At 48.4% G+C, this 25,065-nt stretch carries 23 protein-coding genes and 3 tRNA genes; 15 read left to right on the top strand and 11 right to left on the bottom strand.

The window, feature by feature from the left end; genetic code table 11:
• Positions 1–108: 108 nt before the first annotated feature.
• From ACTHUR_RS08830 to ACTHUR_RS08820, 3 genes are all read right to left on the bottom strand, one after another.
• Positions 109–199, bottom strand: a tRNA-Ser gene (locus ACTHUR_RS08830).
• A 62-nt stretch (positions 200–261) separates the two neighbouring features.
• A tRNA-Leu gene (locus ACTHUR_RS08825) sits at positions 262–348 on the bottom strand.
• A 38-nt stretch (positions 349–386) separates the two neighbouring features.
• A tRNA-Leu gene (locus tag ACTHUR_RS08820) sits at positions 387–473 on the bottom strand.
• A 79-nt stretch (positions 474–552) separates the two neighbouring features.
• On the opposite strand from ACTHUR_RS08820, the gene rnr reads away from it, so the two are divergent.
• The 4 genes from rnr (at position 553) to recR (ending at position 6,165) form a co-directional block, all read left to right on the top strand.
• Positions 553–3,048, top strand: a complete 2,496-nt coding sequence (gene rnr, locus ACTHUR_RS08815; protein WP_070695574.1) for a ribonuclease R — start codon at positions 553–555, stop codon at positions 3,046–3,048.
• Positions 3,049–3,130: 82 nt separating this feature from the next.
• On the top strand, positions 3,131–3,478 hold the full coding sequence (locus tag ACTHUR_RS08810; protein ID WP_004519737.1) for an ArsC family reductase: 348 nt from the start codon (positions 3,131–3,133) through the stop codon (positions 3,476–3,478).
• A gap of 145 nt (positions 3,479–3,623) precedes the next feature.
• Positions 3,624–5,477 carry a SurA N-terminal domain-containing protein gene (locus ACTHUR_RS08805; RefSeq protein WP_004519736.1) on the top strand — a complete coding sequence of 618 codons (1,854 nt, stop codon included), beginning with the start codon at positions 3,624–3,626 and terminating at the stop codon, positions 5,475–5,477.
• A gap of 82 nt (positions 5,478–5,559) precedes the next feature.
• Positions 5,560–6,165, top strand: a complete 606-nt coding sequence (recR, locus tag ACTHUR_RS08800) for a recombination mediator RecR (protein ID WP_003679078.1) — start codon at positions 5,560–5,562, stop codon at positions 6,163–6,165.
• Between the two features lie 62 nt (positions 6,166–6,227).
• Here the strand turns inward: recR and ACTHUR_RS08795 are convergent, their stop codons facing one another.
• Complete coding sequence (locus ACTHUR_RS08795; RefSeq protein ID WP_003683377.1) at positions 6,228–6,515, bottom strand: hypothetical protein; 288 nt, start codon at positions 6,513–6,515, stop codon at positions 6,228–6,230.
• 214 nt (positions 6,516–6,729) lie between these two features.
• Here ACTHUR_RS08795 and ACTHUR_RS08790 point away from each other — a divergent pair, with 214 nt between their 5' ends.
• The 4 genes from ACTHUR_RS08790 (at position 6,730) to ACTHUR_RS08775 (ending at position 11,847) form a co-directional block, all read left to right on the top strand.
• Complete coding sequence (locus ACTHUR_RS08790) at positions 6,730–7,980, top strand: lipoprotein-releasing ABC transporter permease subunit (protein WP_004519734.1); 1,251 nt, start codon at positions 6,730–6,732, stop codon at positions 7,978–7,980.
• Positions 7,973–8,656: a lipoprotein-releasing ABC transporter ATP-binding protein LolD gene (gene lolD, locus ACTHUR_RS08785; RefSeq protein ID WP_004519733.1), complete on the top strand. Its 684-nt coding sequence runs from the start codon at positions 7,973–7,975 to the stop codon at positions 8,654–8,656. The genes ACTHUR_RS08790 and lolD overlap by 8 nt, the downstream gene beginning before the upstream one ends.
• Before the next feature lie 131 nt (positions 8,657–8,787).
• Positions 8,788–10,551 carry an exodeoxyribonuclease V subunit alpha gene (gene recD, locus ACTHUR_RS08780; protein ID WP_070695576.1) on the top strand — a complete coding sequence of 588 codons (1,764 nt, stop codon included), beginning with the start codon at positions 8,788–8,790 and terminating at the stop codon, positions 10,549–10,551.
• A 96-nt stretch (positions 10,552–10,647) separates the two neighbouring features.
• Positions 10,648–11,847 (top strand): hypothetical protein, encoded by a 1,200-nt coding sequence (locus tag ACTHUR_RS08775; protein ID WP_004519731.1) that lies wholly within the window; start codon positions 10,648–10,650, stop codon positions 11,845–11,847.
• Between the two features lie 93 nt (positions 11,848–11,940).
• On the opposite strand, the gene ACTHUR_RS08770 is transcribed toward ACTHUR_RS08775, so the two are convergent.
• On the bottom strand, positions 11,941–12,342 hold the full coding sequence (locus ACTHUR_RS08770) for an RNA-binding S4 domain-containing protein (protein ID WP_003679090.1): 402 nt from the start codon (positions 12,340–12,342) through the stop codon (positions 11,941–11,943).
• A gap of 204 nt (positions 12,343–12,546) precedes the next feature.
• On the opposite strand from ACTHUR_RS08770, the gene ACTHUR_RS08765 reads away from it, so the two are divergent.
• From ACTHUR_RS08765 to ACTHUR_RS08740, 6 genes are all read left to right on the top strand, one after another.
• Positions 12,547–13,506 carry an acetyl-CoA carboxylase carboxyltransferase subunit alpha gene (locus ACTHUR_RS08765; RefSeq protein WP_004519730.1) on the top strand — a complete coding sequence of 320 codons (960 nt, stop codon included), beginning with the start codon at positions 12,547–12,549 and terminating at the stop codon, positions 13,504–13,506.
• Between the two features lie 88 nt (positions 13,507–13,594).
• Positions 13,595–14,920 (top strand): tRNA lysidine(34) synthetase TilS, encoded by a 1,326-nt coding sequence (gene tilS, locus ACTHUR_RS08760; protein ID WP_004519729.1) that lies wholly within the window; start codon positions 13,595–13,597, stop codon positions 14,918–14,920.
• Between the two features lie 219 nt (positions 14,921–15,139).
• Positions 15,140–15,739, top strand: a complete 600-nt coding sequence (gene rpoE, locus ACTHUR_RS08755; RefSeq protein ID WP_004519728.1) for an RNA polymerase sigma factor RpoE — start codon at positions 15,140–15,142, stop codon at positions 15,737–15,739.
• 5 nt (positions 15,740–15,744) lie between these two features.
• Positions 15,745–16,293, top strand: a complete 549-nt coding sequence (locus ACTHUR_RS08750) for a sigma-E factor negative regulatory protein (protein WP_039862135.1) — start codon at positions 15,745–15,747, stop codon at positions 16,291–16,293.
• Between the two features lie 118 nt (positions 16,294–16,411).
• On the top strand, positions 16,412–17,203 hold the full coding sequence (locus ACTHUR_RS08745) for a TrmH family RNA methyltransferase (protein WP_004519726.1): 792 nt from the start codon (positions 16,412–16,414) through the stop codon (positions 17,201–17,203).
• A 34-nt stretch (positions 17,204–17,237) separates the two neighbouring features.
• Entirely contained in the window at positions 17,238–17,897 is a 660-nt protein-coding gene (locus ACTHUR_RS08740) for a YecA family protein (RefSeq protein ID WP_004519725.1), read from the top strand.
• Between the two features lie 60 nt (positions 17,898–17,957).
• Here the strand turns inward: ACTHUR_RS08740 and ACTHUR_RS08735 are convergent, their stop codons facing one another.
• The 4 genes from ACTHUR_RS08735 to ACTHUR_RS08720 form a co-directional block, all read right to left on the bottom strand.
• Positions 17,958–18,446: a DUF456 domain-containing protein gene (locus ACTHUR_RS08735; RefSeq protein WP_004519724.1), complete on the bottom strand. Its 489-nt coding sequence runs from the start codon at positions 18,444–18,446 to the stop codon at positions 17,958–17,960.
• Positions 18,447–18,589: 143 nt separating this feature from the next.
• The gene (locus ACTHUR_RS08730; protein WP_440361170.1) at positions 18,590–19,816 is read right to left on the bottom strand and encodes an MFS transporter; all 1,227 of its coding nucleotides are present in this window, start codon (positions 19,814–19,816) and stop codon (positions 18,590–18,592) included.
• A gap of 100 nt (positions 19,817–19,916) precedes the next feature.
• On the bottom strand, positions 19,917–20,315 hold the full coding sequence (locus ACTHUR_RS08725) for a hypothetical protein (RefSeq protein ID WP_004519722.1): 399 nt from the start codon (positions 20,313–20,315) through the stop codon (positions 19,917–19,919).
• A gap of 96 nt (positions 20,316–20,411) precedes the next feature.
• Entirely contained in the window at positions 20,412–22,457 is a 2,046-nt protein-coding gene (locus tag ACTHUR_RS08720) for a TonB-dependent receptor (protein ID WP_049336630.1), read from the bottom strand.
• A gap of 395 nt (positions 22,458–22,852) precedes the next feature.
• On the opposite strand from ACTHUR_RS08720, the gene ACTHUR_RS08715 reads away from it, so the two are divergent.
• Positions 22,853–23,473, top strand: a complete 621-nt coding sequence (locus ACTHUR_RS08715) for a TetR/AcrR family transcriptional regulator (protein WP_004519720.1) — start codon at positions 22,853–22,855, stop codon at positions 23,471–23,473.
• Positions 23,474–23,564: 91 nt separating this feature from the next.
• Here the strand turns inward: ACTHUR_RS08715 and ttcA are convergent, their stop codons facing one another.
• A complete protein-coding gene (gene ttcA, locus ACTHUR_RS08710) occupies positions 23,565–24,524 on the bottom strand; it encodes a tRNA 2-thiocytidine(32) synthetase TtcA (RefSeq protein WP_004519719.1) in 960 nt (319 codons plus the stop codon).
• A 128-nt stretch (positions 24,525–24,652) separates the two neighbouring features.
• Positions 24,653–25,006, bottom strand: coding sequence for a RidA family protein (locus ACTHUR_RS08705; protein ID WP_070695578.1), 354 nt, complete (start codon positions 25,004–25,006; stop codon positions 24,653–24,655).
• Between the last annotated feature and the right edge of the window lie 59 nt (positions 25,007–25,065).

Raw genomic sequence — 25,065 nt, 5'->3', positions numbered from 1 at the left:
TGAGTGGCAGGTTTATGATTGGAGGGTAATAGAAATAAAAGTGTGGTGTAATATTTTTAAGAAGGGCGGATATGAAAAAAGACACCGTTAGCTGGTGTCTTTAGTATCTGGCAGAGAGGAAGGGATTCGAACCCTCGATACGCTATTCACGTATACACGCTTTCCAGGCGTGCGACTTAAACCACTCATCCACCTCTCTGTGGACTATTATCCTGACTTGTTATCAGAATAATGTGAAAAATTGACTGATTGATTTATCAGTGGTGCCCAGGAGAAGACTCGAACTTCCACACCCGTGAGGATACTAGCACCTGAAGCTAGCGCGTCTACCAATTCCGCCACCTGGGCAATTTAAATTTTCTTAAGCAAAGAAGCACCAAATTATTTGGTGCCCAGGAGAAGACTCGAACTTCCACGCCCGTGAGGACACTAGCACCTGAAGCTAGCGCGTCTACCAATTCCGCCACCTGGGCTTTGCTTTATTCTTCAATTTAAGGTAGAGTTGACTACCTGAACTGCGAAGAAGCAGCTATTATATATTTTAAAAAAAGAATGTCAACTATCAAAATGAACAAAAATACTAAATCTTTAAATTTACGAGAAAAAGACCCGTATTTGGAGCGGGAGAAACAACGTTACGCTCATCCGTTGCCCAGCCGTGAATGGGTCATTGAATTATTGGAACAAAAAGGTGTGCCGACAAAAATCGAAGCGTTGGCACATGAATTGTCGATTACAGAAGATGAATATGAATTCTTCGAACGCCGTTTGAAAGCGATGGCACGTGATGGTCAGGTGTTGATCAACCGACGTGGCGCGGTATGCGCGGCAGAAAAATTGGCATTGGTTAAATGTCGTGTCGAAGCGCATAAAGACGGTTTTGGTTTTGCTGTGCCGCTAACGCCGACGGGCGAAGGTGATTTCGTTTTGTATGAGCGTCAGATGCGCGGCGTGATGCACGGGGATATTGTTACCGTTCGTCCTGCCGGTATCGACCGCAGAGGCCGTCGTGAAGGAACGGTTTTAGATGTGGTGGAGCGTGCGCAGTCTAAAGTGGTCGGTCGTTTTTATATGGATCGTGGCGTGGCTATTTTGGAGGCAGAAGACAAGCGTTTGAGCCAAAGTATCGTGTTAGAGCCTGAAAGCGTGGCGAACTTTAAACCGCAATCCGGCCAAGTGATTGTGGCTGAAATTGAGACGTATCCTGAAGCGCATCGTCCTGCTGTGGCTAAGCTGATTGAAGTGTTGGGCGATTATGCCGACAGCGGTATGGAAATTGAAATTGCTGTACGCAAGCACCATTTGCCTCATCAATTCAGCGAAGCGTGTGTCAAAGCCGCGAAGAAAATTCCCGATCATGTGCGTAAAACCGACTTGAAAGGGCGCGTGGACTTACGCGATTTGCCTCTGGTAACCATTGACGGCGAAACTGCGCGGGACTTTGACGATGCGGTTTTTGCCGAAAAAATTGGCCGCAACTACCGCTTGGTGGTGGCGATAGCTGATGTCAGTCATTATGTCCGCCCTGATGACGCGATTGATGTAGATGCTCAAGAACGCAGTACCAGCGTGTATTTCCCGCGCCGTGTGATTCCAATGCTGCCGGAGAATTTGTCCAACGGCATCTGCTCTCTCAATCCTGATGTTGAACGCCTGTGTATGGTGTGCGATATGGTGATTACCTATGCCGGCAATATCAAGAAATACCGTTTCTATCCGGCAGTAATGCGTTCTCATGCGCGACTGACTTACAATCAAGTTTGGGATTGGATTTCAGACGGCCAGGATTATCCGTTTAAGCAGCAAATCGATACTCTGTATAAGTTATTTAAAATCTTGCAGAAAAAACGTTTCGAGCGTGGCGCGGTTGAGTTTGAGAGCGTTGAGACTCAGATGATTTTTGATGACAACGGTAAGATTGACAAGATTGTTCCCGTTGTCCGCAACGATGCGCACAAGCTGATTGAAGAATGTATGTTAGCGGCGAATGTTTGCGCGGCAGAATTTTTGCTGAAAAACAAACATACGGCTTTGTTCCGTAATCACTTGGGCCCGACTCCTGAAAAACTGGCCACCTTACGCGAGCAGCTTGGTTTGCTGGGGCTGAGTTTGGGTGGCGGCGATAATCCGACGCCGAAAGACTATGCTACGCTTGCCGAGCAATTTAAAAACCGTCCGGACGCGGAATTGTTACAAGTGATGATGCTGCGTTCTATGCAGCAGGCGGTTTATGAGCCTCATTGCGACGGTCACTTTGGTCTGGCTTATGGCGCATATGCACACTTTACTTCGCCTATCCGCCGTTATCCCGATTTGACGGTACATCGCGCCATTAAAGCTGTATTGAACGGACAAACTTACCAACCCAATAAAACCTGGGAGGCTTTGGGCGTGCATACCTCTTTCTGCGAACGCCGAGCCGATGATGCCAGCCGCGATGTGGAAAACTGGCTGAAAACTTATTATATGCGCGACAAAGTCGGCGAAGTTTTCAGTGGCAAGATTTCGGGCATGACCAGCTTCGGTATTTTTGTAACCTTGGACGATATTCATATCGACGGCTTGGTACATATCAGCGATTTGGGAGAGGATTATTTCAACTTCCGTCCTGAAATTATGGCAATTGAGGGCGAGCGTAGTGGTGTCCGTTTCAACATGGGCGATACGGTTACTGTAAAAGTCGCGCGAGCCGATTTGGATACCAGCAAGATTGATTTGACCTTAATCAGCGGCGGTTCAGTCGGTAAGAAACGCGGAGGTAGAAAAGCAAAACCTGTAAGCAAGCCAATAGCTGCTGACAAGTCTGTCGAAAAGCGTAAGCGTAAACTGTCGGCTAAAGAAATTGATGAAGCGTTGGCTGCTCCCATGAAGGCAAAGAAGAGCAAGGTGAAAAGTAAACCTGCCTCCAAGCCTGCCAAGCCAAGCAAACCTAAAGCCGCAGGCAAGAAAAAAACGCAGGCGAAAACAACTTCCGTCAAAGCCGGGCATAAAAATAACGCGCAAGGCAAAAGCGTGAAGATTAAAGTAAAGAAAGCTGCTAAGAAATAAGCTGCATTCAATTCAGGCCGTCTGAAAAGTTTCAGACGGCCTGAATTTGTGATTTTATGAATAAAACCAAGGATAAATTAAGATGATAAAACTATACGGTATTCCCAATTGCGATACGGTTAAAAAAGCGCGCAGTTGGTTGGCGGAAAACGGCATCGAGTTTGAGTTTGTAGATTTTAAGAAAAACGCCCCGACTGCCGAATTGATTGATGGCTGGCTGGGTCAGGCGGCTTTGGAAATTTTGCTCAATAAAAGAGGTACGACTTGGCGCAAGTTGGATAAAGATGCGCAAGAATCTGCCGCCACAAAAGAAGGTGCGATTGCTTTGATGGTGGAGAATCCCAGCATCATCAAGCGGCCTGTATTGGTCAAAGAAGGACAGGTTCATGTCGGATTTTCAGTAGAAGCGTATCAGGAAATTTTCGGATAAGGTATTTTTAGGTTTTTAGGCCGTCTGAAAAAGCAAGCCTCGAAAAAATACGTTACAATACGCGCTTTGAGCCTGTTTTCAGGATTTTAAGATTTTTGCGGCAGCATTTTCTGGCTGCCGCGCCAAACTTTTCTTTCGGATAAATATGTTCCATATTGTTGAAAAATATAAAACACCCGCCCAGATTGTTTTAGGTATCATCGGTCTGACCTTTATCGGATTCGGTGCCAATAACTTGTCTTCGCCGGGTTCTGATTACATTGTCAAAGTCGGGGATGAGAAGGTCAGCGAGCATGCTTTACAGATTGCGATACAAAACGAGCAGGCTGCCGGCAATAATGCACCTTCGCGTGATGCGGTATTCCAATCGTTATTGCAACGTGCTTATCTGAAGCAAGGTGCCAAGCTGATGGGCATCGCTGTGTCTCAGGAGCAAATCAAGCAAGTTATTGTGGATGATCCGAATTTCCATGATGCTTCCGGTAAATTCAGCCAGGATTTGCTCAAGAAATATTTGGATCAACGCAGGATGACCGAGGATCAGTTCGTTGAAGATATCCGCGAACAGTTCCAATTGCAAAATCTGTTGAATTTAGTGCAAAACGGCGCTTTGGTCAGCGATGCGCAAGCACGTCAGTTGATTAACCTGACTCAAGCAACACGTACCATCCGTTCATTTACGTTCAGCCCTGAAGCATTTGCGGCACAAGTAAAAGTAGATGATGCGGCTTTGCAAAAGTATTATGAAGCGCATAAAAAAGATTACTTGATTCCTCAAGCCGTTAAGCTGGAATATGTGGCTTTGAACATCAAAGATTTGGCTGACAAGCAAACCGTCAGTGCGGAAGAAGTACAAAAAGCTTACGACAGCAAAAGTGTAGATTTGTCGCCAAGAGCCGAAATTGCGCATATTTTCATTCCGGTCATGCCTAACGGAGATGAAGCAAGTAATGCGGAAATTAAAGCAGAAGTGGACAAAATGGCTGCGGAGCTTAAAGAGCATCCGGATTCGTTTGCCGAACTGGCGGCCAAGTATTCCAAAGACTTGTCCAGCAGCAATAAAGGCGGCAACTTGGGTTATCTGAGCAAAGGTGGCGGCAGCGGCTTTGGACCTGAATTCGATAAAGCGGCATTTGCATTGGGCAAAGGCGAAGTCAGCGATACCGTAAAATCATCTTTGGGTTATCACGTCATTAAAGTTTTGAATGTCGAAGCTGAGCCGACTTTGGAACAAGCCAAAGCGCGTATCGAAGCAGCCTTGAAACTGAAAAAAGCAGCTTCTGCCTTTAATGCTGCTAAAGAAAAATTGGGTGAAGATGCCTTCAATGATCCATCTTCTTTGGCAAAAGCAGCCGCCAATTCAGGTTTGAAAGTGGAAAACTTGGATGAATGGGTGACCAGAGCGGGTGCGAAAGAGGCAGGTTTGCCTGAAACGTTGATTAATGCTGCGTTTAGCGACGATGTACTGAAGAAAAAACACAATTCTGAAGTAATTGCCATCAACAACGAAACCGTTTGGGTCATTCGTGCGAAAGAAGTGCGCGAAGAGAAAATCGCACCATTTGCGGAAGTCAAAGACAATGTCCGTGCAGCATATCAGCGCTCTGAAGCCGCCAAACTGGCAGAGAAAAAAGCCCAGGAAACTTTGGCCGCATTGAAAGCCGGTAAAGCTGCTGATGTTCAATGGTCGCCTGTTTCTCAATTGAGCGCACAAGATGCACGTAAAACCATGTCTCCGGAGGCTTATGCAGCTTTGCTGAAAGCGCGTCCTGTCGGCGGCAAACCTGCGTATACATTGTTGGAAGGTATGCCTGCGCCGGTGATTATGGAAGTTCAGAGCGTTTCTGCTCCTGAAAATGCCGATTCACAGATTCCGGCTGCTAAACAGGCTTTGGTTCAGCAGCTTTCCGCCAATGTTTTCGATGCCTTGCTCCAGTATTTGGATAAGAAAATCGATCGTACGCAAGGTGCACAACAAGTTAATAATGCTGCCGAATAAGCAGAATATTAGAGTAGGGCAGCCGGATGAATTCCGGCTGTTTTCTTATTTTTAGCTATCTTTTTAAAGGCCGTCTGAAATCATGAGTAAAAATCCTGATGCCTTTGTCCGCTTGATTAATGCATTAAAAATCCTGCCTAATGTCGGCCCGAAATCCGCTCAACGCATGGCTTACCAGCTTTTACAGTACAAACGCGAAGAAGCGCAGGAGTTGGTGGATGCTTTGCAGTTTGCCTTAAGACAGGTGCAGCATTGTCGGATGTGTAATACATTTTGCGAAGGCGATTTGTGTGAAATTTGCGCCGACGAAAAACGTGAGAAAAGCCGCTTGATGATTGTGCATATGCCGGCGGATGTTTCCAGTATGGAGGCGGCTAATTGCCATGATGGCCTGTATTTTGTTTTGATGGGGCAAGTCAGTCCGGCGCAGGGCATGGATATTTCGGCAGTGGCATTAGATAAGCTGGTTGCCCGTTTGCAGGCGAGTGATATTGAGGAAATTATCATTGCAACCAACTTCACAGCCGAAGGCGACGCGACAGCGTATGTATTGGCGGAATTGTTTAAAAATCTTCCTTATAAAGTCAGCCGGTTGGCAAGGGGAATCCCTTTGGGCGGCGAGATGGAATATGTGGATGCCGGTACTTTGGCACAGGCTGTTTACGATAGAAGAAATATCCAATCTTAAATGCCAATATAAAAAGGCCGTCTGAATGTTTTTCAGACGGCCTTTTCATTGATGAAATCAGATTATTTGCAGCTGACGCCTTGAATTTGAGGCGTATCACCGTTGCCGACTTTAAATGCGCATTTGGTTGCGCTGCTGCCGGATACGGTAACAACACCGTTTCCGCTGTTGAGGCTGACAGGTTCTTTTACGCCCATGCCGACAGCAGTGGCTGCCAGTTTTTGAACATCGGCGTCGGAGTAAGCGGTATTGTTTGAACTGATTTTGATTTCTTTGGCGGCATATGCATTGAAGCTGAATGACAAACCCACAGCTACGGATACGAGGGCCAAGAATTTTTTGCTGTTCATTAGTGTATTTCCTTTTTGATGGTGACAAAGTGTGTCACAGCTTCAGAATAAGGGCGATTGGCCGATTGTGCAAGTTTTTCGGCGGAATTTACGGGAAGATACATGGTTTTACATACACTTTATCCCTGAATGCTACATCAGTCGGGCAATCGGACGACCTGTCGGTTTTACGGTACAATAAGCCATTTTTGACAAACGAATGAGGCATTTTTGAATGGCTTCTTTAGAAACTTGGATAGGCCTGCGCTATTTGCGTGCGAAAAAACGCAATGGCTTTATGTCATTTATTACCATGATTTCAATCGTCGGTATCGCCTTGGGTGTAACGGCGCTGATTGTGGTGTTATCGGTAATGAACGGATTTCAGAAAGAGATACGAGGTCAATTGTTGAACGTCGCACCTCATGCAGAAATCGGCTATTACGATGTCGGCAGTGCGCCGGGTTGGCAGAGTTTGCGCGAATTTGTAAAAGGCAAAAAGGAAGTATTGGCCAGCGCGCCTTATGTTTCCGATCAGGCTTTGCTTGCTAATGCAGGAGAAGTGCGCGGTGTACAAATACGCGGTATTTTGCCGTCTGAAGAAAAAAATGTCGTTGATTACGGCAAGGATATGCCGGCCGGCAGTTTCGACGATTTGAAGCCGGGCGAATTTGATATTATTTTGGGTCAAGGGCTTGCTGAGGCATTGGGCACGGAGATTGGTGGCAAGGTTACAGTGATTACGCCTGAGGGGAATGTTACTCCTGCCGGTGTAGTGCCGCGCTTGAAGCAGTTTAATGTGGTCGGTGTGGTAAAAACCGGTGTATATGAAGTCGATAACACATTGGCCATGACGCATATCAAGGATGCGCAAGTCTTGTATCGACTGGGAGAAAATGTCGGTGGGCTGCGTTTACGATTGGCTGATCCTCAGAATGCGCCGTCTTTCATTGCCAAGTTGATTCCTGATGCTAAAAAAGATGAAGTATGGGTGCGCGACTGGACGTTTAACAACCGCAGCTATTTTGAAGCCGTTGAGTTGGAAAAACGCATGATGTTCATCATTTTGACACTGATTATCGCGGTTGCTGCGTTTAACCTCGTTTCTTCTTTGGTAATGGCGGTAACGGAAAAACAAGCCGATATTGCGATTTTGCGCACTTTGGGTTTGTCCCCGGGTGGGGTCATGAAGATTTTCTTGGTACAGGGCGCATTTGCGGGGTTCTTTGGTACGCTTGTGGGCGTGGTATGCGGTGTATTGTTGGGGTGGAATGTTGGTAAGATTGTCGCGTTTTTTGAAGACCTATTTGGCGTACATTTGATTAACTCACAGGTTTATTTCATCGATTACCTGCCTAGCGATGTGAACTTGAAGGATGTCGCCGTTATTGCCTGCATTTCGCTTGGCTTGGCATTTATCGCCACACTGTATCCGAGCTGGCGTGCTGCAAAAACCCAACCTGCGGAGGCTTTGCGTTATGAGTAAGACAATTTTGAAATGTACCGGCGTTGGCAAAAGCTATAATGATGGCGCATTGAATGTACAAGTGTTGAATCATTTGGATTTTGAAGTTGCAGAAGCGGAAAGCGTGAGTATTATTGGTTCGTCAGGCAGCGGTAAATCCACATTGCTGCACCTTCTTGGTGGCTTGGATATGCCGTCTGAAGGCAAGGTGATACTGATGGATCAGGATTTGGGCGGCTTGAGCCAAAAACAGTTGGGTGAATTGCGCAACCGTTATTTGGGCTTTGTGTATCAATTCCACCATCTATTGCCTGAGTTTTCTGCTTTGGAAAATGTCATGATGCCGCTTTTAATCGGCAAAATGCCCAAGGCGATGGCTGAGGAGAAGGCTGTCAATATGCTGAAAAAGGTTGGCTTGGACAAGCGTATGCTGCACCGTCCGAGTGAACTTTCCGGCGGCGAGCGTCAGCGTGCGGCGATTGCCCGTGCTTTGGTTAATGAGCCGAAATGCTTATTGGCGGATGAACCGACGGGAAACCTTGACCGTAAAAATGCGCAAAATGTGCTGGACATGATGCTGGATTTGAAACGCGAATTGAACACCAGCCTGATTGTGGTGACCCATGATGATGAGCTGGCTGAGCGTTTCGACCGGGTAATGACCATGAAAGACGGCAGCCTGCAAGTGCTGCAATAAGGTTATTATTTCAGGCAAATATTTTATGCTTTGAACGGTATAATAGAGGCCGTCTGAAAATAGGTTTTCATTTATGGAAACGCTGTTTTTCAGACGGCCTTTCTTTTGTCCGTATCAATCAAGCATAAACCATGAATCCAACCAACTCTATCCTTTCCTCTGCCGCAGATGCGGCCATAGCGTTTTTCCGCCGTCACGAAGTACAGGGTGCATCCGTTATTGAGCCTTATGTGGTTCGACTGTTTGCAGCCTTGCAAAACGGGCATTCGTTTGTTTATTTGGATAAAGCGGATGTTGATGCCTTAAGCAACTTGCCGAATTTGGTCGGTAATGCGGATAAACCGCTTATCCTGCAAGGCCGGAAATTGTTTTTAGGGCGGATGTGGCAGTTGGAGCATGATTTGGCTGTTGAAATCAAACGGCTGGCAAGTGCCGAGGCGGAAGAAGTGAATTTCATGGTGGCTTCAAAAAGCCTGAGCGACTGGTTTGATACTAAAGACAGCAAAGAGCAACGGGATGCTGCTGCTTTGGCCTTGCTGCAAAACTTTATGCTGATTACCGGCGGGCCGGGTACGGGGAAGACGACGACCGTCGCAAAGCTTTTGGGTCTGATTTGCAATAACAGTACGAAGCTGCCCCGTATTGCGTTGGCTGCGCCGACAGGTAAAGCGGCTGCACATATGGCACGGGCTTTGCAGCGTGCTTTGGACGGTTTTGATTTGTCTCCGAGCATTAAAGCGCATTTGGAAAACTTGGAAGGGCAGACTGTCCATCGTTTGTTGAAACTGCGTCCGCCGCAAATGCGCCCTGTGTTCAATCATGAATATCCGCTTGCTTTGGATGTTTTGGTGGTGGATGAGGCGTCGATGTTGGATTTGCCGCTGGTGTTGGATTTATTGCGCGCCGTGCCTACCGGCTGCCGTCTTGTGTTGCTTGGCGATGAAAACCAGTTGCCGTCGGTTGGCTTGGGAGCCGTGTTGGCAGCATTGTCGCGTCCGACGGCTTTGGATAAAGAAACCGCTGAAAAGCTGGAAGTGTACCTGCCCAATCATGGCTTTGAGATAAAAGGGCAGCCACAGGCTTTATCGCAAAACAATGCCAAATTGACGTTCAGCCACCGGTTTGGTGCAGACAGCGGTATCGGCTGTTTGGCAAGGGCGGTGGTTTCCGGGGAAAAGCAAACTGCGGTTGAACAGTTTGACAAGTTCCCCAAAGAATTGGAAATGAAATCAGGCCGTCTGAAAGAGCAGGTCGCCTTGCTGTATCAAAAGCAACAGGATTATTGGCAGGCCGTGGCAGAGAATAATGTTGCACTCGCCTATGGTCATGCTGCCGATGTAGTGGTATTGGCGGCTTGGCGGCAGGATGCGGATGATTTGAATCAGGCTTATCAAGAATACTTGCAACGACAAGGCAAGGTTTCGGGCGAAACGCCTTGGTTTGCCGGACAAATCATCATGATTACCCACAATGATTACATGCTGGAAGTGTTTAACGGCGACATCGGTCTGATTATGAAAGATGAAGAATCGTTGAATGGCTTGTCTGCCTATTTTCCTGAGAAAGATGGATTCAAAAAAATTGCCATCAGCCGTTTGCCCGATTTTGAATCGGCTTTTGCCATGACGGTGCATAAGAGCCAAGGTTCGGAATATCGGGAAGTATGGCTGTTGCCCCCGTCAGTGCCTGCAACGACGGAAAGCGAAGAAGAAGCCCGAGGTTTGGATAAGGCTCTGCTTTACACAGCCATTACCCGTGCGCGTGAACGTTTTGTGTTTTGGGAAAATGCGGAGGAATTATGTCAGGCTGTGGGATGCCATCAAAAACGCAGGACGGCATTGGCCGATGCCTTGGAATGGCAGTTTGAACAGCTTGATGAGCAGGATTCTGTTTGACCTGAATCAAGAGGCCGTCTGAAAGAGGATAAAGCGTTTAAATCTGCTTGACTGATTACACTAATTTACATACGATAAAAATAATTAGTAAATAAAATGAATAATTTATACGAAATTCATAATTTTGTACGCTTTATCGAATACTTCACTTTCAATACCTTCTTTTGGAGAGTCGGCATGAAATTTCAAACCAAACTGATTGTAACCTGTATTTTATTGGCTTCATCGTCTTATTCTTTGGCAGAGAATGCTGATGGCGGACGTGATGCGGCGGCTTTGTCCACCACCAACGATTACGTCAATTCCGGCAGTATTATTCGCAAAGATGACGATAAAATCAGTATTTTCAATGATTTATTGACTATAAATGGTGGTTTGCGCGTGCGTGCGGATACCAAAGACATCAATGCCAACAACAGCAGCGTTAATCCGACGCCTGAAGATACCAATGCCAACTTTAATGCGGAGTTTTGGTTACGCGCAAAACTGTATAAAGATTGGAAATTGGTTGCCCAAATCGAGCCGAATATCGATTTGGAAACCGGTAAGTTCAACGGCGATCATGATGTGCCGGTGAATAAACTGTATGCCGAAGGTACTTTGTACAACAATATTAAAGCGCGTGTCGGTAAATTTGGTGCGTTCTCTTCATACGGCCGCGTATGGGATACCGAAGTAACCGGCGGCGAAATCTTCTTCGACAATAAAACCCTGCCTACCAAAATCTATGCGGGCCGCCGTACTGGCAATCTAAACGACAACACATGGGGCATTGGTGGCCGTCGCAGACATTTTGCCGCAGTTCAAAGCGTGTTGCCTGTAAATGAGAATATCAACGTCGGCGCAACGGTCAGCTACATGAAAGACATCGATGTACGCGGTGCGAAGAAAAATGCGGTCTTTGGAGAAATCGGTACGGATATCAAGTTTAATGACGATTGGCATTGGATGGCCGCAGTCAGCAAGTCCAATATCAAAGCCTATAATGATGCCGGACAAAAAATTAAAAATGATGGCGTGTTCACTGAAGTACGCTATAAATTGGCCGACTGGAACGTCCGCAATTCTTACGACGTATTCTTGAACTACCGCCGTGTCGGTTTGTTGTCCGGTGTCTCTTCTGTTGAGGATTACAGCAAAAACGTCCAAGGCGTGCAAATCGGTGCGACCTATATTCCTTGGAAAAACTGGAAACTCAAAGGCTTCTATTTGGCCGGTAAACAGGTTACACCTACTGTCGGCACGGATAAGCAGGATGTAAACGTTATTCGTGGTCAGTTAGAATATAAATTTTAATCATTACAAATAAAAAACAGGCAGGATGTCCTGCCTGTTTTTGGTTTTCAGACGGCATGGATATGGGGCCGTCTGAAATAATGGATTCGACGCTTACCAGCTATCGCGTTTCATACGGTCAAGCTGGCGGCGGTCGCGTTTGGTTGGGCGTCCGTCCGGATAAGCGGCACTGATGCGGCTGGCTTGGTCGAGCTGTTTTTGAGCTTCGCGTTCGGCAGCCGTTTTCATGTCTTCTTCGTAGAGTAAACGCGCTTCCGGTGCCGGTCGGCGTTGATGATTGAGCGCGGCAACTTTGAATTTGTAGGGAAGGGAGTTCAAAGTCATGTCGATGGTGTCGCCGGCAGAAATATTTTTGCTGTTTTTCACCTTTGAGCCGTTTACCAAAACCCTGCCCAGCTCAATATGTTTTTGTGCCAGCGCGCGGGTCTTGAAAAAGCGCGCGGCCCAAAGCCATTTGTCCAAGCGCATGGACGAATTGTCATGATCGTTTTTCATAGCCTGTTTGAAATGATTGAACTGAATTGAAGTTTATCATAAGATACGGCACTTCATGAGTTTAGTGCAGATATACTATTTCTTTGTTAAAGGCCGTCTGAAAGATTTTTTATTGCAAAAGATGGCAGTTTCCCTTTGAGAAATGCTGTCAAATACGTCTGATTAGCGTATCATGTCAGCAACCGTTACCGAGAGCTTTGTTTTATGAAACCCGTTTTTTTGGACTTCGAACAACCCATCGCCGAATTAACCAATAAAATTGACGAGTTGCGATTCGTACAAGACGAATCTGCCGTTGATATTTCCGACGAGATTGCCAGACTGCAAAAGAAAAGCAGCGAGTTGACCAAGTCAATTTTCAGCAAGCTGACTCCGGCTCAAATTTCACAAGTGTCCCGCCATCCGCAACGTCCTTATACTTTGGACTACATCAACGGTATTTTTACCGATTTTGAAGAGTTGCATGGCGACCGCCATTATTCTGACGATCATGCCATTGTCGGCGGTTTGGCGCGTTTCAACGGCCAAAGCGTGATGGTTATCGGCCATCAAAAAGGTCGCGATACCAAAGAAAAAATCCGCCGTAATTTCGGTATGCCGCGTCCTGAGGGTTACCGTAAGGCATTGCGCTTGATGAAGACTGCCGAAAAATTCAATATTCCAGTTATGACCTTTGTCGATACACCAGGCGCGTATCCGGGCATTGGTGCAGAAGAACGCGGCCAGTCTGAAGCCATCGGCCGTAATTTGTACGAACTGACCCGCCTGCATGTGCCGGTATTGTGCACCATCATTGGCGAAGGTGGTTCGGGTGGCGCGTTGGCAGTGGCTGTCGGCGACTATGTTAATATGCTGCAATACTCGACTTATTCGGTGATTTCTCCCGAAGGTTGCGCCTCTATTCTTTGGAAAACTGCTGAAAAAGCAGCAGATGCCGCGCAAGCATTGGGTATTACCGCCAAACGCCTGCAAGAATTGGATGTCATCGACAAAGTGATTGATGAGCCTTTGGGCGGCGCACACCGTGATTTTGAAACCACGATGAAAAACGTTAAAACCGTTTTGGAGCAGCAATTAAGCGAAGCGCAAAGTATGACCATGCCTGACTTGCTTTCTCGCCGTTTTGACCGCATCATGGCTTACGGTAAATTTACCGATAAATAAGTTTGACTGCTGAAAAAGCAAGCAGATGTCGCTGCTTGCTTTTTTTGTGTTCTATTTTTGAGTCATTCACAATTTCAGGCCGTCTGAAATGTCGCAAGTATCCCCTGATTCCCTATTTAAAAGTTTTCAAACAGCTTTTCCTGATTTGCCGAACCATACTGTTTTTGAAGTTGGCTTGAGTGGCGGATTAGATTCTGTCGTCCTGCTGCATCTTTTGCATCGGATGCGCGAATTTCGCCATTTTGATTTGCGTGCCGTTCATGTTCATCACGGTTTAAGCACCAATGCCGACAGTTGGGCAAAATTTTGTCAGGATTATTGTCAGCGTCTGGATGTTGCCTTGCGGGTGTGCCGCGTTAATGTGCAAAACCAAGGAAAAGGTTTGGAAGCGGCAGCTAGGGCTGCCCGATATCAGGCATTTTCAGACGGCCTGAGGAAAATTATTGTTTTGGCCCATCACCACAATGATCAAATCGAAACATTTATGTTGTCGGCTGTGCGCGGGGGCGGATTACGCGGTATGGCAGCCATGCCTGTATGGCGTAATTTAAATGAAGAAATTCAAATCTGGCGACCACTTTTGGCATTTTCTCGTCAGGAATTGGCTGAGTATGCGCAACAGTGGGGATTATCTTTTGTTGAAGACGAAAGTAATGAAGACTCCGGCTATTTACGCAATTGGATGAGAAATCAGGCTTTACCGCAATGGCAGCAGCGTATTCCGAATTTTGAGCAGCAAATTTGTGCCAATGTTCGATTATTGCAGGAAGATTTGCAGCTTTTAGATGAATTGATTGAGTCTGAATACCAGCGCATTAGTCCAAACGGAATATTCAGCATCAGCCTGTGGAGGCAATGTACGCCGCTTTTGCGTCGTCGACTGCTTTGGTATTTTTTGCGAAAGCAAACGGAATCATTGCCTTCTTATCACAGTATTGCCGATTTTGCCCGAGTATTGGAAACCGCTGATCAGGCGCAGTTGAATTTGCCAGATGGGGAACTGGTCGCATATCGGGACAAGCTGTTTGTTTGTCAGGAAAGTGAGTTTCAAAAACTGCCTTGGTGTAATGGCAGGGAAGTTCAAGGCCGTCTGAAAGATATTTTGCTCGAAAATGGTTTTGTTTTATTACCGTTTAAGGGAGGTTTGTCGGAAGAGGAGTTGGAGAAGCCGGCGGTACTTAGAAGTGTGGTCAAAGGTGATGTGATTCAGTCGGGACAGAGGGAAAAATCAGTCGAAAAACTATTGCAAGAGTGTCATATTGTGCCACTCGTCCGTAAATATTGGCCGATTATCCTAAGTATGGGCAACAAGTGCCTTGCTGTTGTTAATCTTCGGGTGGGAAGCGATGTTCAAATAGGCGAAGGCTATCTGCCTGTTCATGAAAAGTTGGTCAAATATATAGCAGAAAAGTAAAGAGAATAACTTTAAATTTAGTAAGTATTAGTAATTTAACTACTTGTGCTAAGTGTATATATAATAAGCAATACAGCTTATGTTAGAGCATCTGCACGAATAAACTTTTGCGATTAAATGTAATCTTGTGGAACTATTTCAAAGCGATGCTGTCTTTATTGTGCACAGCACGCTTTACTATTTTTTGGTTTAAAGCAGTAAAACGATTAAAGGTTGGGTATGAACGATCGCCAAATAGATCAAGTTTTGGTGGAGCGCGCGCAGAAAGGTGACCATAAGGCATTCGAGATGCTGATGTCCAAGTATCAGCGTCGGCTAAACAGACTGATTTCCCGTTTTATTCAGGATGAGCATGAAGTGCACGATGTAACCCAAGAAGCAATGATTAGGGCTTATCGTGCGCTGGTTAATTTTCGCGGTGAGAGTGCGTTTTATACATGGCTGTACCGTATCGGTATCAATACGGCAAAGAATTTTCTGACCACTTCGGGTCGCCAGTTTTTTGTCAGTTCGGAAGCAGCCAATGAGGAGGGAGATGTTCTTGATTTAACCGATCAGATTGCGGATTACCATACGCCGGAAGCTGAAATGATGAATCGGGAAATCTTGCAGACCGTCGAAGCAAGCATTGCGCAACTGCCAGACGATATGCGTCAAGCCATTACGCTTAGGGAAATGGATGGCTTGTCTTATGAAGAAATAGCTCGGGTAGTGGATTGTCCGATAGGTACTGTACGTTCGCGTATTTTCAGAGCGCGTGAACTGATTGCAAAAGATTTGCGGCCGCTGTTGGATACTTCTGAAGATCAAAGGTGGTAATAAAAATGAACGAAAAAACAAATAAAGCATTGGAGTATGTGTCTGCATTGATGGACGGTGAAGCATTGACTGATGAGATGCTGGATGCCGTATTGGCAGACGAGGAAGCTATGCGCGCTTGGCATGAGTACCACATTATCGGCGACTGTATCCGTCAGGGTGCAGCGGCAAGTGTTGCCGGTGAAACCATGCAAAGCAAAGCATTTACAGTGCCTCAAGCCGAAGCTGAAGGCAAACAGGAAAAATATGCCCAGCGTGAAGCGGCTAATAGCGGCTTCTTCAAATTCTTCGCAGCTGCTGCCAGTGTGTGTGCGATTGCTGTTGCAGTATGGCAATTTACACCGCAATCTTCTCGTGACGCTATGCCGGTTGCAGAGAAGTCTAATACTCAGCCTGCCCAAAATATCATTCCGGTAAGCGGTACGCCTAGTGATAAAGCGGCTTCTGAGCCTGGCGAGACTGTTGTACCGAATGCGGCAAAAGACGGCAAACTTGAAAACCGTCCTACTGTTCGCACCGAGCAGCAAAATGAGCAGCAGACTGTTGTGCAGTAAAAAATGAAATCATGTGAAACCCTTGCTTTATTGCAAGGGTTTTTTATTTTCGTAGTAAAACCGTTAGGCCGTCTGAAAGCATAGCTTCAACGAAGTCAAAACAGTTATAATGCGCTCCATGAAACTGATTACCTCTGCTCAAAACGAACAGCTCAAACATTTATTCCGTCTGCTGACGCAGGCCAAAGCAAGGCGTGAAAGCGGTGAAACCGTATTGGAAGGCGTACATTTGCTGCAAACTTATTTGCAAAGCGGAGGTACGCCCAAACAGGTTTATCTGCCTGAAAAGAAACAGCAACATATTGAAATTCAAGAAATTACGGCGCAGTTGGACGAGGGATTGATTACTTGGGTCGGTAACGAAGCGCTGTCTAAAATCACCAGTCTGACCGATGCCGATGATGTGATGACTTGGATTGATATTCCGCAGCAGGCAGGCTTGCCTTCAGACGGCGATTGCGTGGTATTGGAGCGGGTACAAGACCCAGGCAATGCTGGGACGATTTTGCGCAGCGCAGCGGCTGCCGGAGTCAGGCAAATTGTGTGCAGCAATGATTCCGTGGATATCTGGTCGCCCAAAGTGTTGCGAGCGGGGATGGGCGCGCATTTTCTGCTGTCTATTTTCAGCCGAGTGGAATTATCAGCTTGGATGGAAACGTATCAGCATCAAATTTGGGCAACTGCCTTGGGCGGTCGCAATATCGGTTTGTATGAGATGGACCTCAGTCAACCCTGTGCTTGGGTGTTTGGCAACGAAGGCAGCGGCGTGAGTGAAACGGTAAAAGAGAAGGCCGATGCCTGTGTCAAAATTCCCATGTTGGGGCAAACCGAATCCTTGAATGTCGCGATGGCGGCGACGGTTTGTCTGTTTGAACAAATGCGGCAGCGTATCCATGCCCAGGCCGTCTGAAAACAATAATACGATTTTATTTTAAGGAACAAAAATGCAAATACTGACTTTTGATGAAGCGGCACGCAGCCGCTTGATGGAATTGCTGGATGCCAAATCCGAAGCCCACAACACCATGCGTTGTGATGAGGTTCAAGGTTTTATGATGGCTTTATTGAGCGGTCCGGATGCTTTGAACCCGACCAACTGGCTGCCTGAGATTTTGGGTGAAGAATCTTTGTTTGATGCTAAAGAGCGCACCGAAATCGAGCGTTTGGTAATGGCAATGGCTGCTGATATGCGCATGAAGCTCGACGAGAAGATTTTGCCTGATTTGTGGTTTTATGAAGATGAAGCCGGCAATCCGGATTTCTACACTTGGTGTAACGCCTATCTTTACGCACTGGATATTGTGCCTACCGATTGGTTTGAAGCAGTCGATCAGGAAGAGTTTGAAGATTTGTTCTATCCGATTATGGCTTTGGGCGGTATCTATGACGATGAGGAAAACGGCGAAGTCATCTTGCATCTGAATGAAAAAGAGCTGACCCAGCTGGAATCTGATTTGCCGCATGTCCTGCTTGATATTTACTGGTACTGGCAGGCCATCATCAATAAGCCGCAAACCGTCCGCCGCGAAGGCGAAAAAGTGGGGCGCAACGATCCTTGCCCGTGTGGTAGCGGTAAAAAGTACAAAGCCTGCTGCGGCAAATAAACAGTGAAATGAAAAGGCCGTCTGAATGCTTGAAATTTAGACGGCCTTTAATGTTTTGTCTTAGAACAACGAGGCCAACCAAACAAACAGGATGGTCAGTGCGATGGTCAAGGCGCAGCCGATTTTGGCCACGGTGCCGATGATGAAGCCGATAAACGTACCGATACCGACTTTGCCTGCCTGCCAAGTGTCTTTGCGTGCCATAAATTCGCCGATGGCCGCACCGGTCAACGGGCCGAGCAACAAGCCGGGAATGGAAAAGAATGCGCCGACGATGCCGCCGATAAATGCACCCCAAACTGCGGTTTTGCTTGCGCCGGTATATTTTGCACCCAATGCGCCCGCCACATAGTCCATTGCAGTACCGAATACGGCAACGATAGCCAAAAAGGTCAGCGTACCCGAGCCAAACACTTGATAATCGCCGGCATAACCCAACAGCCATGCACCACCAAACATCAAACCCAATCCGGGCAAGGCAGGATAAATAGTGCCTAAAATACCGACAACAATGGCGATCAAGCCGAGAACGATGAGAACAGCAGTCATGAGGTTCCTTTTAAATTTAAGAGTGTAATAACGGCAGTATTATGGGCACGTTTTGTTATATTTTCATGAGAGATTGTGCAATAAAATGAAAAATTATCCGGAGGCGCGCTCAATTAAAATTGATGGATAAATATCTAAGCGAATTATTGTGAATCATGTTCTGAATGATTGAATAAATTTCTATTCAAATATAAAAGCAGGCCTACCAATACGGCTAAGTACACTGCAACCCAATACGCATCTGTATAACCAATAGCCTTTGCCAGCCGTAGGGCGGCGAAACCGGCTGCGTAACTGCCGAGCAGGACGACGGAAAATTGCAGGCTGCTGTCGAGTGCAGCGGTGGCGCGGTCTGATTTGTCCATCACCAACGCCAGTATCACCGGCAGCAGCAGCGTGTAGCTCAGGCTCAGGGCGATGATTTGCGCGGGCGGCAGCCAAGGGTGGGCACGTGCGAGCGTATCGATGGCGGTCATGGACACCAAAAGCGGCAGTTGCAGCGCGTAGAGCAGGAATACGAGTTTGCGGCGCGGATAATTGCGCGAAAACCAGCCCGACAGCGGCGTTACAATCAGGCAGGCAACAGGAATGCCCACCGCCAGAATCCCGCCCGTCTGCTTCGGGTTGAAGCCCAAATCCGCCAGCTTGGGCACAAAGGTTGCCGCCATAAACGCATACGGTACGGCAACGGCAAACAGCAAAACCAGCCACCGCCAGCCCGTTTCAGGTTGCTGCCAAAAAGAAACTAGCCGCGTTGCCAACGCCGTCCAACTACCTTGCGCAGTCGGACTTTCCGGCTCGCGGTAGTACAAGAGTTGCAGCAACATCAGCAGGCTGAACGCCAGCATAAAGCCAGCCGCCGCCGTCTGTCCGTATTCCTGATACAGCCACAATACCAGCGCGCCGCCGATCATTTTGCCGCCGCGTGCGGCCATCGTTTGAATCACGCCGCCGAAACCGCGTTCGCGGTGCGGCAGGACGATGCATGACAAACCCAGCATCGCGCAGCCGTACACCGCCGACATCGCCGAGAGCAGTACGCAGCAGGTCAAAAGCAGCGCGAAGTTCTGCGTTATGTCGGTACAGGCCATCAGCCCGAACACTGCCGAAAGTCCCAGCGTCGCCGCCAGCAGCCAGCCGCGAAACCGCCCCGCCGGCCGCCGTTCCATCAGTGCGGCAAACAATACCTTCGCTGCTTCGATACTGCCGATTAAATGAATCCAGCTCAGTTGATTCAGGCTATAACCGTGATTTTTCAAAATAGCGACCAGTGCGACCAGATAAAAACCGGTTAGCGTGAATTTGTAAGTGCTGCCGCCGATAAGCAGCAGCCAGTCGCGTGAGTTTGGGGAAGTCTGATTGTCGGACATCACATGATTCTTTTGAAGATGAGGCAAATAAAGGGACAAGGCCGTCTGAACATATTGGGTGGTAATACTTGATTTGTATTTAAATAGGTTTAGTATCTTTTCAGACGGCCTTCAACGCTTCTTCTGCGCGAAGTAGGGCGGTTGTTTCATCTGCTTCAACGATGTAGTTCACGCCCAGCGCGGGGCCGAGTTTGGACGATTGTTCGCGGAATAACGCCAGTTGTGCCGCGTCGGGTTCGATAAGGAGCATGGCGGCGCAGCGTTCGGACAGTTGCGGCCGATGTGCCTTTATCCATTCGATGTAAGTTTTACGGTCGGCAATGCGCTGTTCGTCGCTTACCTGCCGCCGCATCGGGGTGCAGACGGTGGCGAAGCGGGGGTTTTGGTTTAACAGGGTTTCGAATTCGGTCAGCCAGCCGGCGAAGTCGGCGACGTGGGTCAGGTCGGTCAGGTAGATGGTGCCTTCGGGCAGGGTTTTGGCGGGGGTGAAGTAGTGCATGGGATTCCTTTGGGTGTTTTGGAGGAATAAACGGTAGGCCGGGCATAAATGTCCGACCTATGTTTTTTCAGACGGCCTCTATCATTTCAGCTTCATTTAAAACTTCCATTCCGCACTCACGCCCACGCTTCTGGGGCGTTGGTAGAGCGCGTCTTGGCGGTCGGCGCTGGAAATGAATATGGGTTGGCGGCGGTTGAGCACGTTGTCGGCGTAGAGTGAGACGCGGCCTTGTTTGAAGTTGTAGGCGGTGTAGAGATTGACTTGGTTGTATGCGCCGATTTTGCCCGATTCGGCATTATCGGCGGCGGAGTAGTAGCCGCCGTAGAAGCGCACGTCGCCGCCGGCTTCCCAGCCTTTGTCGTTCAGGTATTTCACGCCGATGTTGGCGGTGTATTTGGGCGCGCGGCCGAGTTTGTTGCCTTCGATGCCGCTGTCGGGATAGCTTTTGATTTTGGTGTTGAGCAGCCCCAGTCCGGTGGTGAGTTTCAGGCTGTCGGTCGCCTGCCAGTCGGCGGCAAGTTCCGCGCCGTAGGTATGGACTTTTTTGGCGTTGCGGATGACGACGGAGTTGGTACCGAGATAGAAGGGGAGCTGCATGTCGCGGTAGTGGTTCAGGAACAGGTTGCCGGAGAGTTGCAGGCGGCGGTCTGCGCTGCGCCAGCGGGTGTACCACTCGTAGTTGTTCACATATTCGGGTTCATAAGTGTAGGTTACGACGGGGCGGCCGAAGGTGATGCCCGCGCCGCCGGGGTTGTAGCCGCGTGCGGCTTTGATGCCGCTGACCCATTGGTCGGTGGGTTTGAAGGCAATGTCGATTTTGGGCAGGAACACGGTCTGGCCTTTGTCTAAATTAAGGTGCAGTGCGCCGCTGCCGCCGCTTCTTTTGTGCGTTTCTTTTTCAAGGCGGGCGGCGGCCGTGATGTCCCATTTTTCGCTGGGGCTGTATGTGGTTTCGGCAAACAGGGCGCGTACGCTGTTGCGGTCGTCAAAGGTGTTGCGGCCGCCGACACTGCGGATGTCCACCCATTCGTCTTGTTTGCTGCGGAAGTAGTGCAGTCCGACAAGGCCTTTCAGACGGCCTTTGTTTGAAAAATGCAATACCGGCTCCCATTGCAGTTCGCGGCCTTTTAGTTCGGCGGGCACGCCTTGCGGGCTGACGGTCATTGGCAGGTGCAGCCGCTCGTTGTGGTAGCGGCCGTAAACCAGTTTGTTTTCCAGTTTCAGATAGTCGTTAAGCTGCCACGATACGTCCCAGATGCCCGATGTCGAGCCGGTTACGAACACGGGTTTTTCTTTTAAAAAACGGCGGCTGGCAGTGTTGCCCATGATTTCGTTTTGCGGCGCGCGCGAACGGATGTGGTTCAGCGTCAGGCGGCTGTAAAAATCGGGATGGTTTTCGGGCGTGAGCAGAAGTTTGAAGCGCACGTTGGTGTTTTCCACGCGGCGCGGATTGCCGGTTGGCTCGTAGGACACGAACGGCTCGTAGCTTTCGCGTTGCTGCCGTTCCGCGCTCAATCTGAAGGCAAGGTTGTTTTTCACAATCGGGCCGGACACTACGCCGGCGATGTTGCGCGTTTTCTGGTTGCCCAAACCCAAGCGTAGCGCGCCTTCCCATTCGTCGGTCGGGTCTTTGGAACGCATCACCACCGCGCCCGCCACCGCGTTCTGCCCGCGCACATGGCTTTGCGGCCCGCGCAAGACTTCCACCTGCTGCATGTCCCACAGCGATTGCGTGCCGAAGGCGTATTCGTTGTAAGTGGCGGAGCGGCCGTCTATGGACAGGTTCAGGCGCGGCCGCGTGCCCGCAAAGAACGCTACCGCGCCGACGGCAGGGCCGGAGCCGTCCACGCCTCGCACGGTCGGCAAATCGTTGCCGCTGCCCAAGTCCACCGTGTTCACAGTCTGTTTGATCAGGTCGGTTGCGGAAAGATTGTGGCCGCTGCGGTCGATGTTCGGCGTGGAGAAAACGCGGTTGGACGTGGCGGTTTCAAAGCCGTTGCGGTTGGTGCGTTCGCCGGTGACGACGACTTCTTCCAACTGCACCTGTTCCGCATCTTGCACCGCATCGGTGGCATAAATCCATTCGGAGGCGAAAGCGGCGGCAATCAATAGGGGGAGGCGGCGGAGGGTGTGTTTCTGCATTTCCTTATCCTTTCAGACGGCATACGTCGGGGTGGATTGAACATCAGGTAATCCAATTGCTCCGTCAGTATGCAAATATTTGTATTTACACATTTACATAAAACAAACTATTAATGTAAAGTATAAGAAATAAGAAACAGGAATGCAAGTGTTTATCATTCACTTTACTTCCCTCTTATCTTGTGAATCATCCAAAAAAATCCCTCTCCTATTTTTGGGAGAAGGTTGGAGGAGGCAGATTCTGTAATCTTCATGAATTTGGCCTGCCAAGCATCCGATAGTCCTCATTCGTAGGGCGGAGCGGAAGGATAAGGAAAGAGGCCGTCTGAAAGCCGTTATATTGCCATTGCCGCTGTGGGGAAATATGATGAGTATCCGACTTGCGGATAACTTTAATGAAAAACCTTTATGAACAAAATCAAAATCTTCTTACCGTCATGACTGCCAGCAAACAACAAACCATCGCCGACACCGCCCGCCGCCTATTCCGCGAACATGGCTTTTCCGCCGTATTCGTAGGCAGTATCTGCGCCGAGGCCAGCGTCAGCCGCGTCACTTTTTACAAATATTACAGCGGTAAAAACGCACTCTTGCAGGAAATTGTTACCGAGCAGAAAAACCGCGTCCGTGCCGAATTTGAAAATCTGCTTGAACGGCAATGCAGCCTGCGCGAAGCCGCCGAGGCTGTGTTTGTCTTGCAAAAACAATCGTTTGAAGAACTTTATTCCGCCGCTTTCCTGCGCGACATTGAAGAGAACACCGATTTGGAGCTGGAGCGATTTTTCCACGAATTGAACGAAGAAAAATACGCTTTTATGCGCGGCTTCTTCCATACTCTACAACAACGCCGCCTGATTCAGCCCGATTTGCCGGTGGAGCTCATTGACCTGTTCATCCGTCAGGCAGATATATTGATGCACCATCCGCAACTGACTGCACTTTATACCGCTGCACCACAAAAGCTGCCGCAGGATATATTGGGGTTGCTGCTGCACGGTTTGTCAGGGAAAGAATAGATAAAAAAGAATAGAAAAAATTTCAAATATGAATATTCAGACGGCCTTTCGGTAAATAGCTACCAAAAGGCCGTCTGAAAATTAAATGGAATTATAAACCGCAGGTTTTGGGTTTGTTTGCCAAAATATTGATGACTTTACGTTCAGCTTTTTGCGGCTCGATTTTGATTTCGCTTTCGTCTTCTTCGCTGCCGTCGGAGAAACGTTCCGGCATTTTTTCGCTGTCAAATGCCAAGTCGCCGCCGTGTTTCAGGCTTTGACCGCGTTCCAAGCCGACAAAGTCGAAAAGTTCGGTATCGGCCAAATGTGATGGAACGACGTTTTGTAGCGCGGAGAACATAGACTCAATACGGCCGGGGAAACGTTTGTCCCAATCGCGCAGCATGTCACCGATGACTTGGCGTTGCAGGTTGGGCTGAGAGCCGCAGAGGTTGCATGGAATAATTGGGAATTGCTTCAGCTCGGCGTATTTGATCAAGTCCTTCTCTTTGACATACGCCAGAGGACGGATGACAATGTGTTCGCCGTTGTCGCTGACTAGTTTGGGAGGCATGGCTTTGAGTTTGCCGCCGTAGAACATATTCAGGAACATAGTGGCAAGAATGTCGTCGCGGTGGTGTCCTAAGGCAATTTTGGTGCAGCCCAATTCTTTTGCGGTGCGGTAGAGGATGCCGCGGCGCAGGCGGCTGCACAGCGAACAAGTCGTTTTGCCTTCGTCCAACACGCGTTTGACGGTGGAATAAGTGTCTTCTTCAACGATTTTATAGGGAACGCCGATGCTTTCGAGATAGGTTGGCAATACTTCTTCGGGGAAGCCCGGCTGCTTTTGGTCGAGATTGACGGCGACCAGTTCGAAATCAATCGGCGCGCTGGCTTGAAGCTGGCGCAGAATGTCTAAAAGGGCGTAGCTGTCTTTGCCGCCTGAGAGGCAGACCATGATTTTGTCGCCCGGTTCGATCATGTTGAAATCGTTAATCGCATCGCCGACAGCGTGGCGCAGGCGTTTGCTGAGTTTGTTGTTTTCTAATTCTTGCTTGGTTTTTTTGGACATGGCTGTTTGTGCTTTGAAATAATAGAAAAATTTAAGGGCGGTATTGTACCGCAAAAGAATAAAGGTCGTCTGAAAAACTGCGCCTGCTTGGTTGAAGCGGCGTTTTCAGACGGCCTGATATTTGTGCTTTATTTGATTTGAAGGGCGGTGATTTTGATTTCAACCTTCCAGTCGGGCGAAGCCAGTTTCGCCTCCACGCAGGCGCGGGCCGGAGCGCGTTCGGGCGCTGTCCATGCGTCCCAGGCTTCATTCATAGCGGCGTAGTCGTTCATATCGGGCAGATAGATGGTGGCTTCTAAAATGTGGGCTTTGTTGGATTGGCATTGGGTGAGCCATGAATCGATTTGCGCCAAAACATTTTCAGTTTGCGCTTTGGCATCGGCTTCAGGATTTTCGGGAACCATGCCGGAGAGGAAAACCAAGCCGTTGGCCACGACGGCTTCCGAATAGCGTTTGTTTGTGCCAAGATAGCGGATGTCCATGTTGTCTCCTGATTTCAAAAAGAAGGTATGGTAACATTGCGACTGTTTACGTTCCACAT

The sequence above is a fragment of the Neisseria sp. P0021.S007 genome (assembly GCF_051956855.1).
The sequence above is the reverse complement of the archived record's forward strand: the minus strand, read 5'-3'. Positions and strand labels throughout refer to the sequence as shown.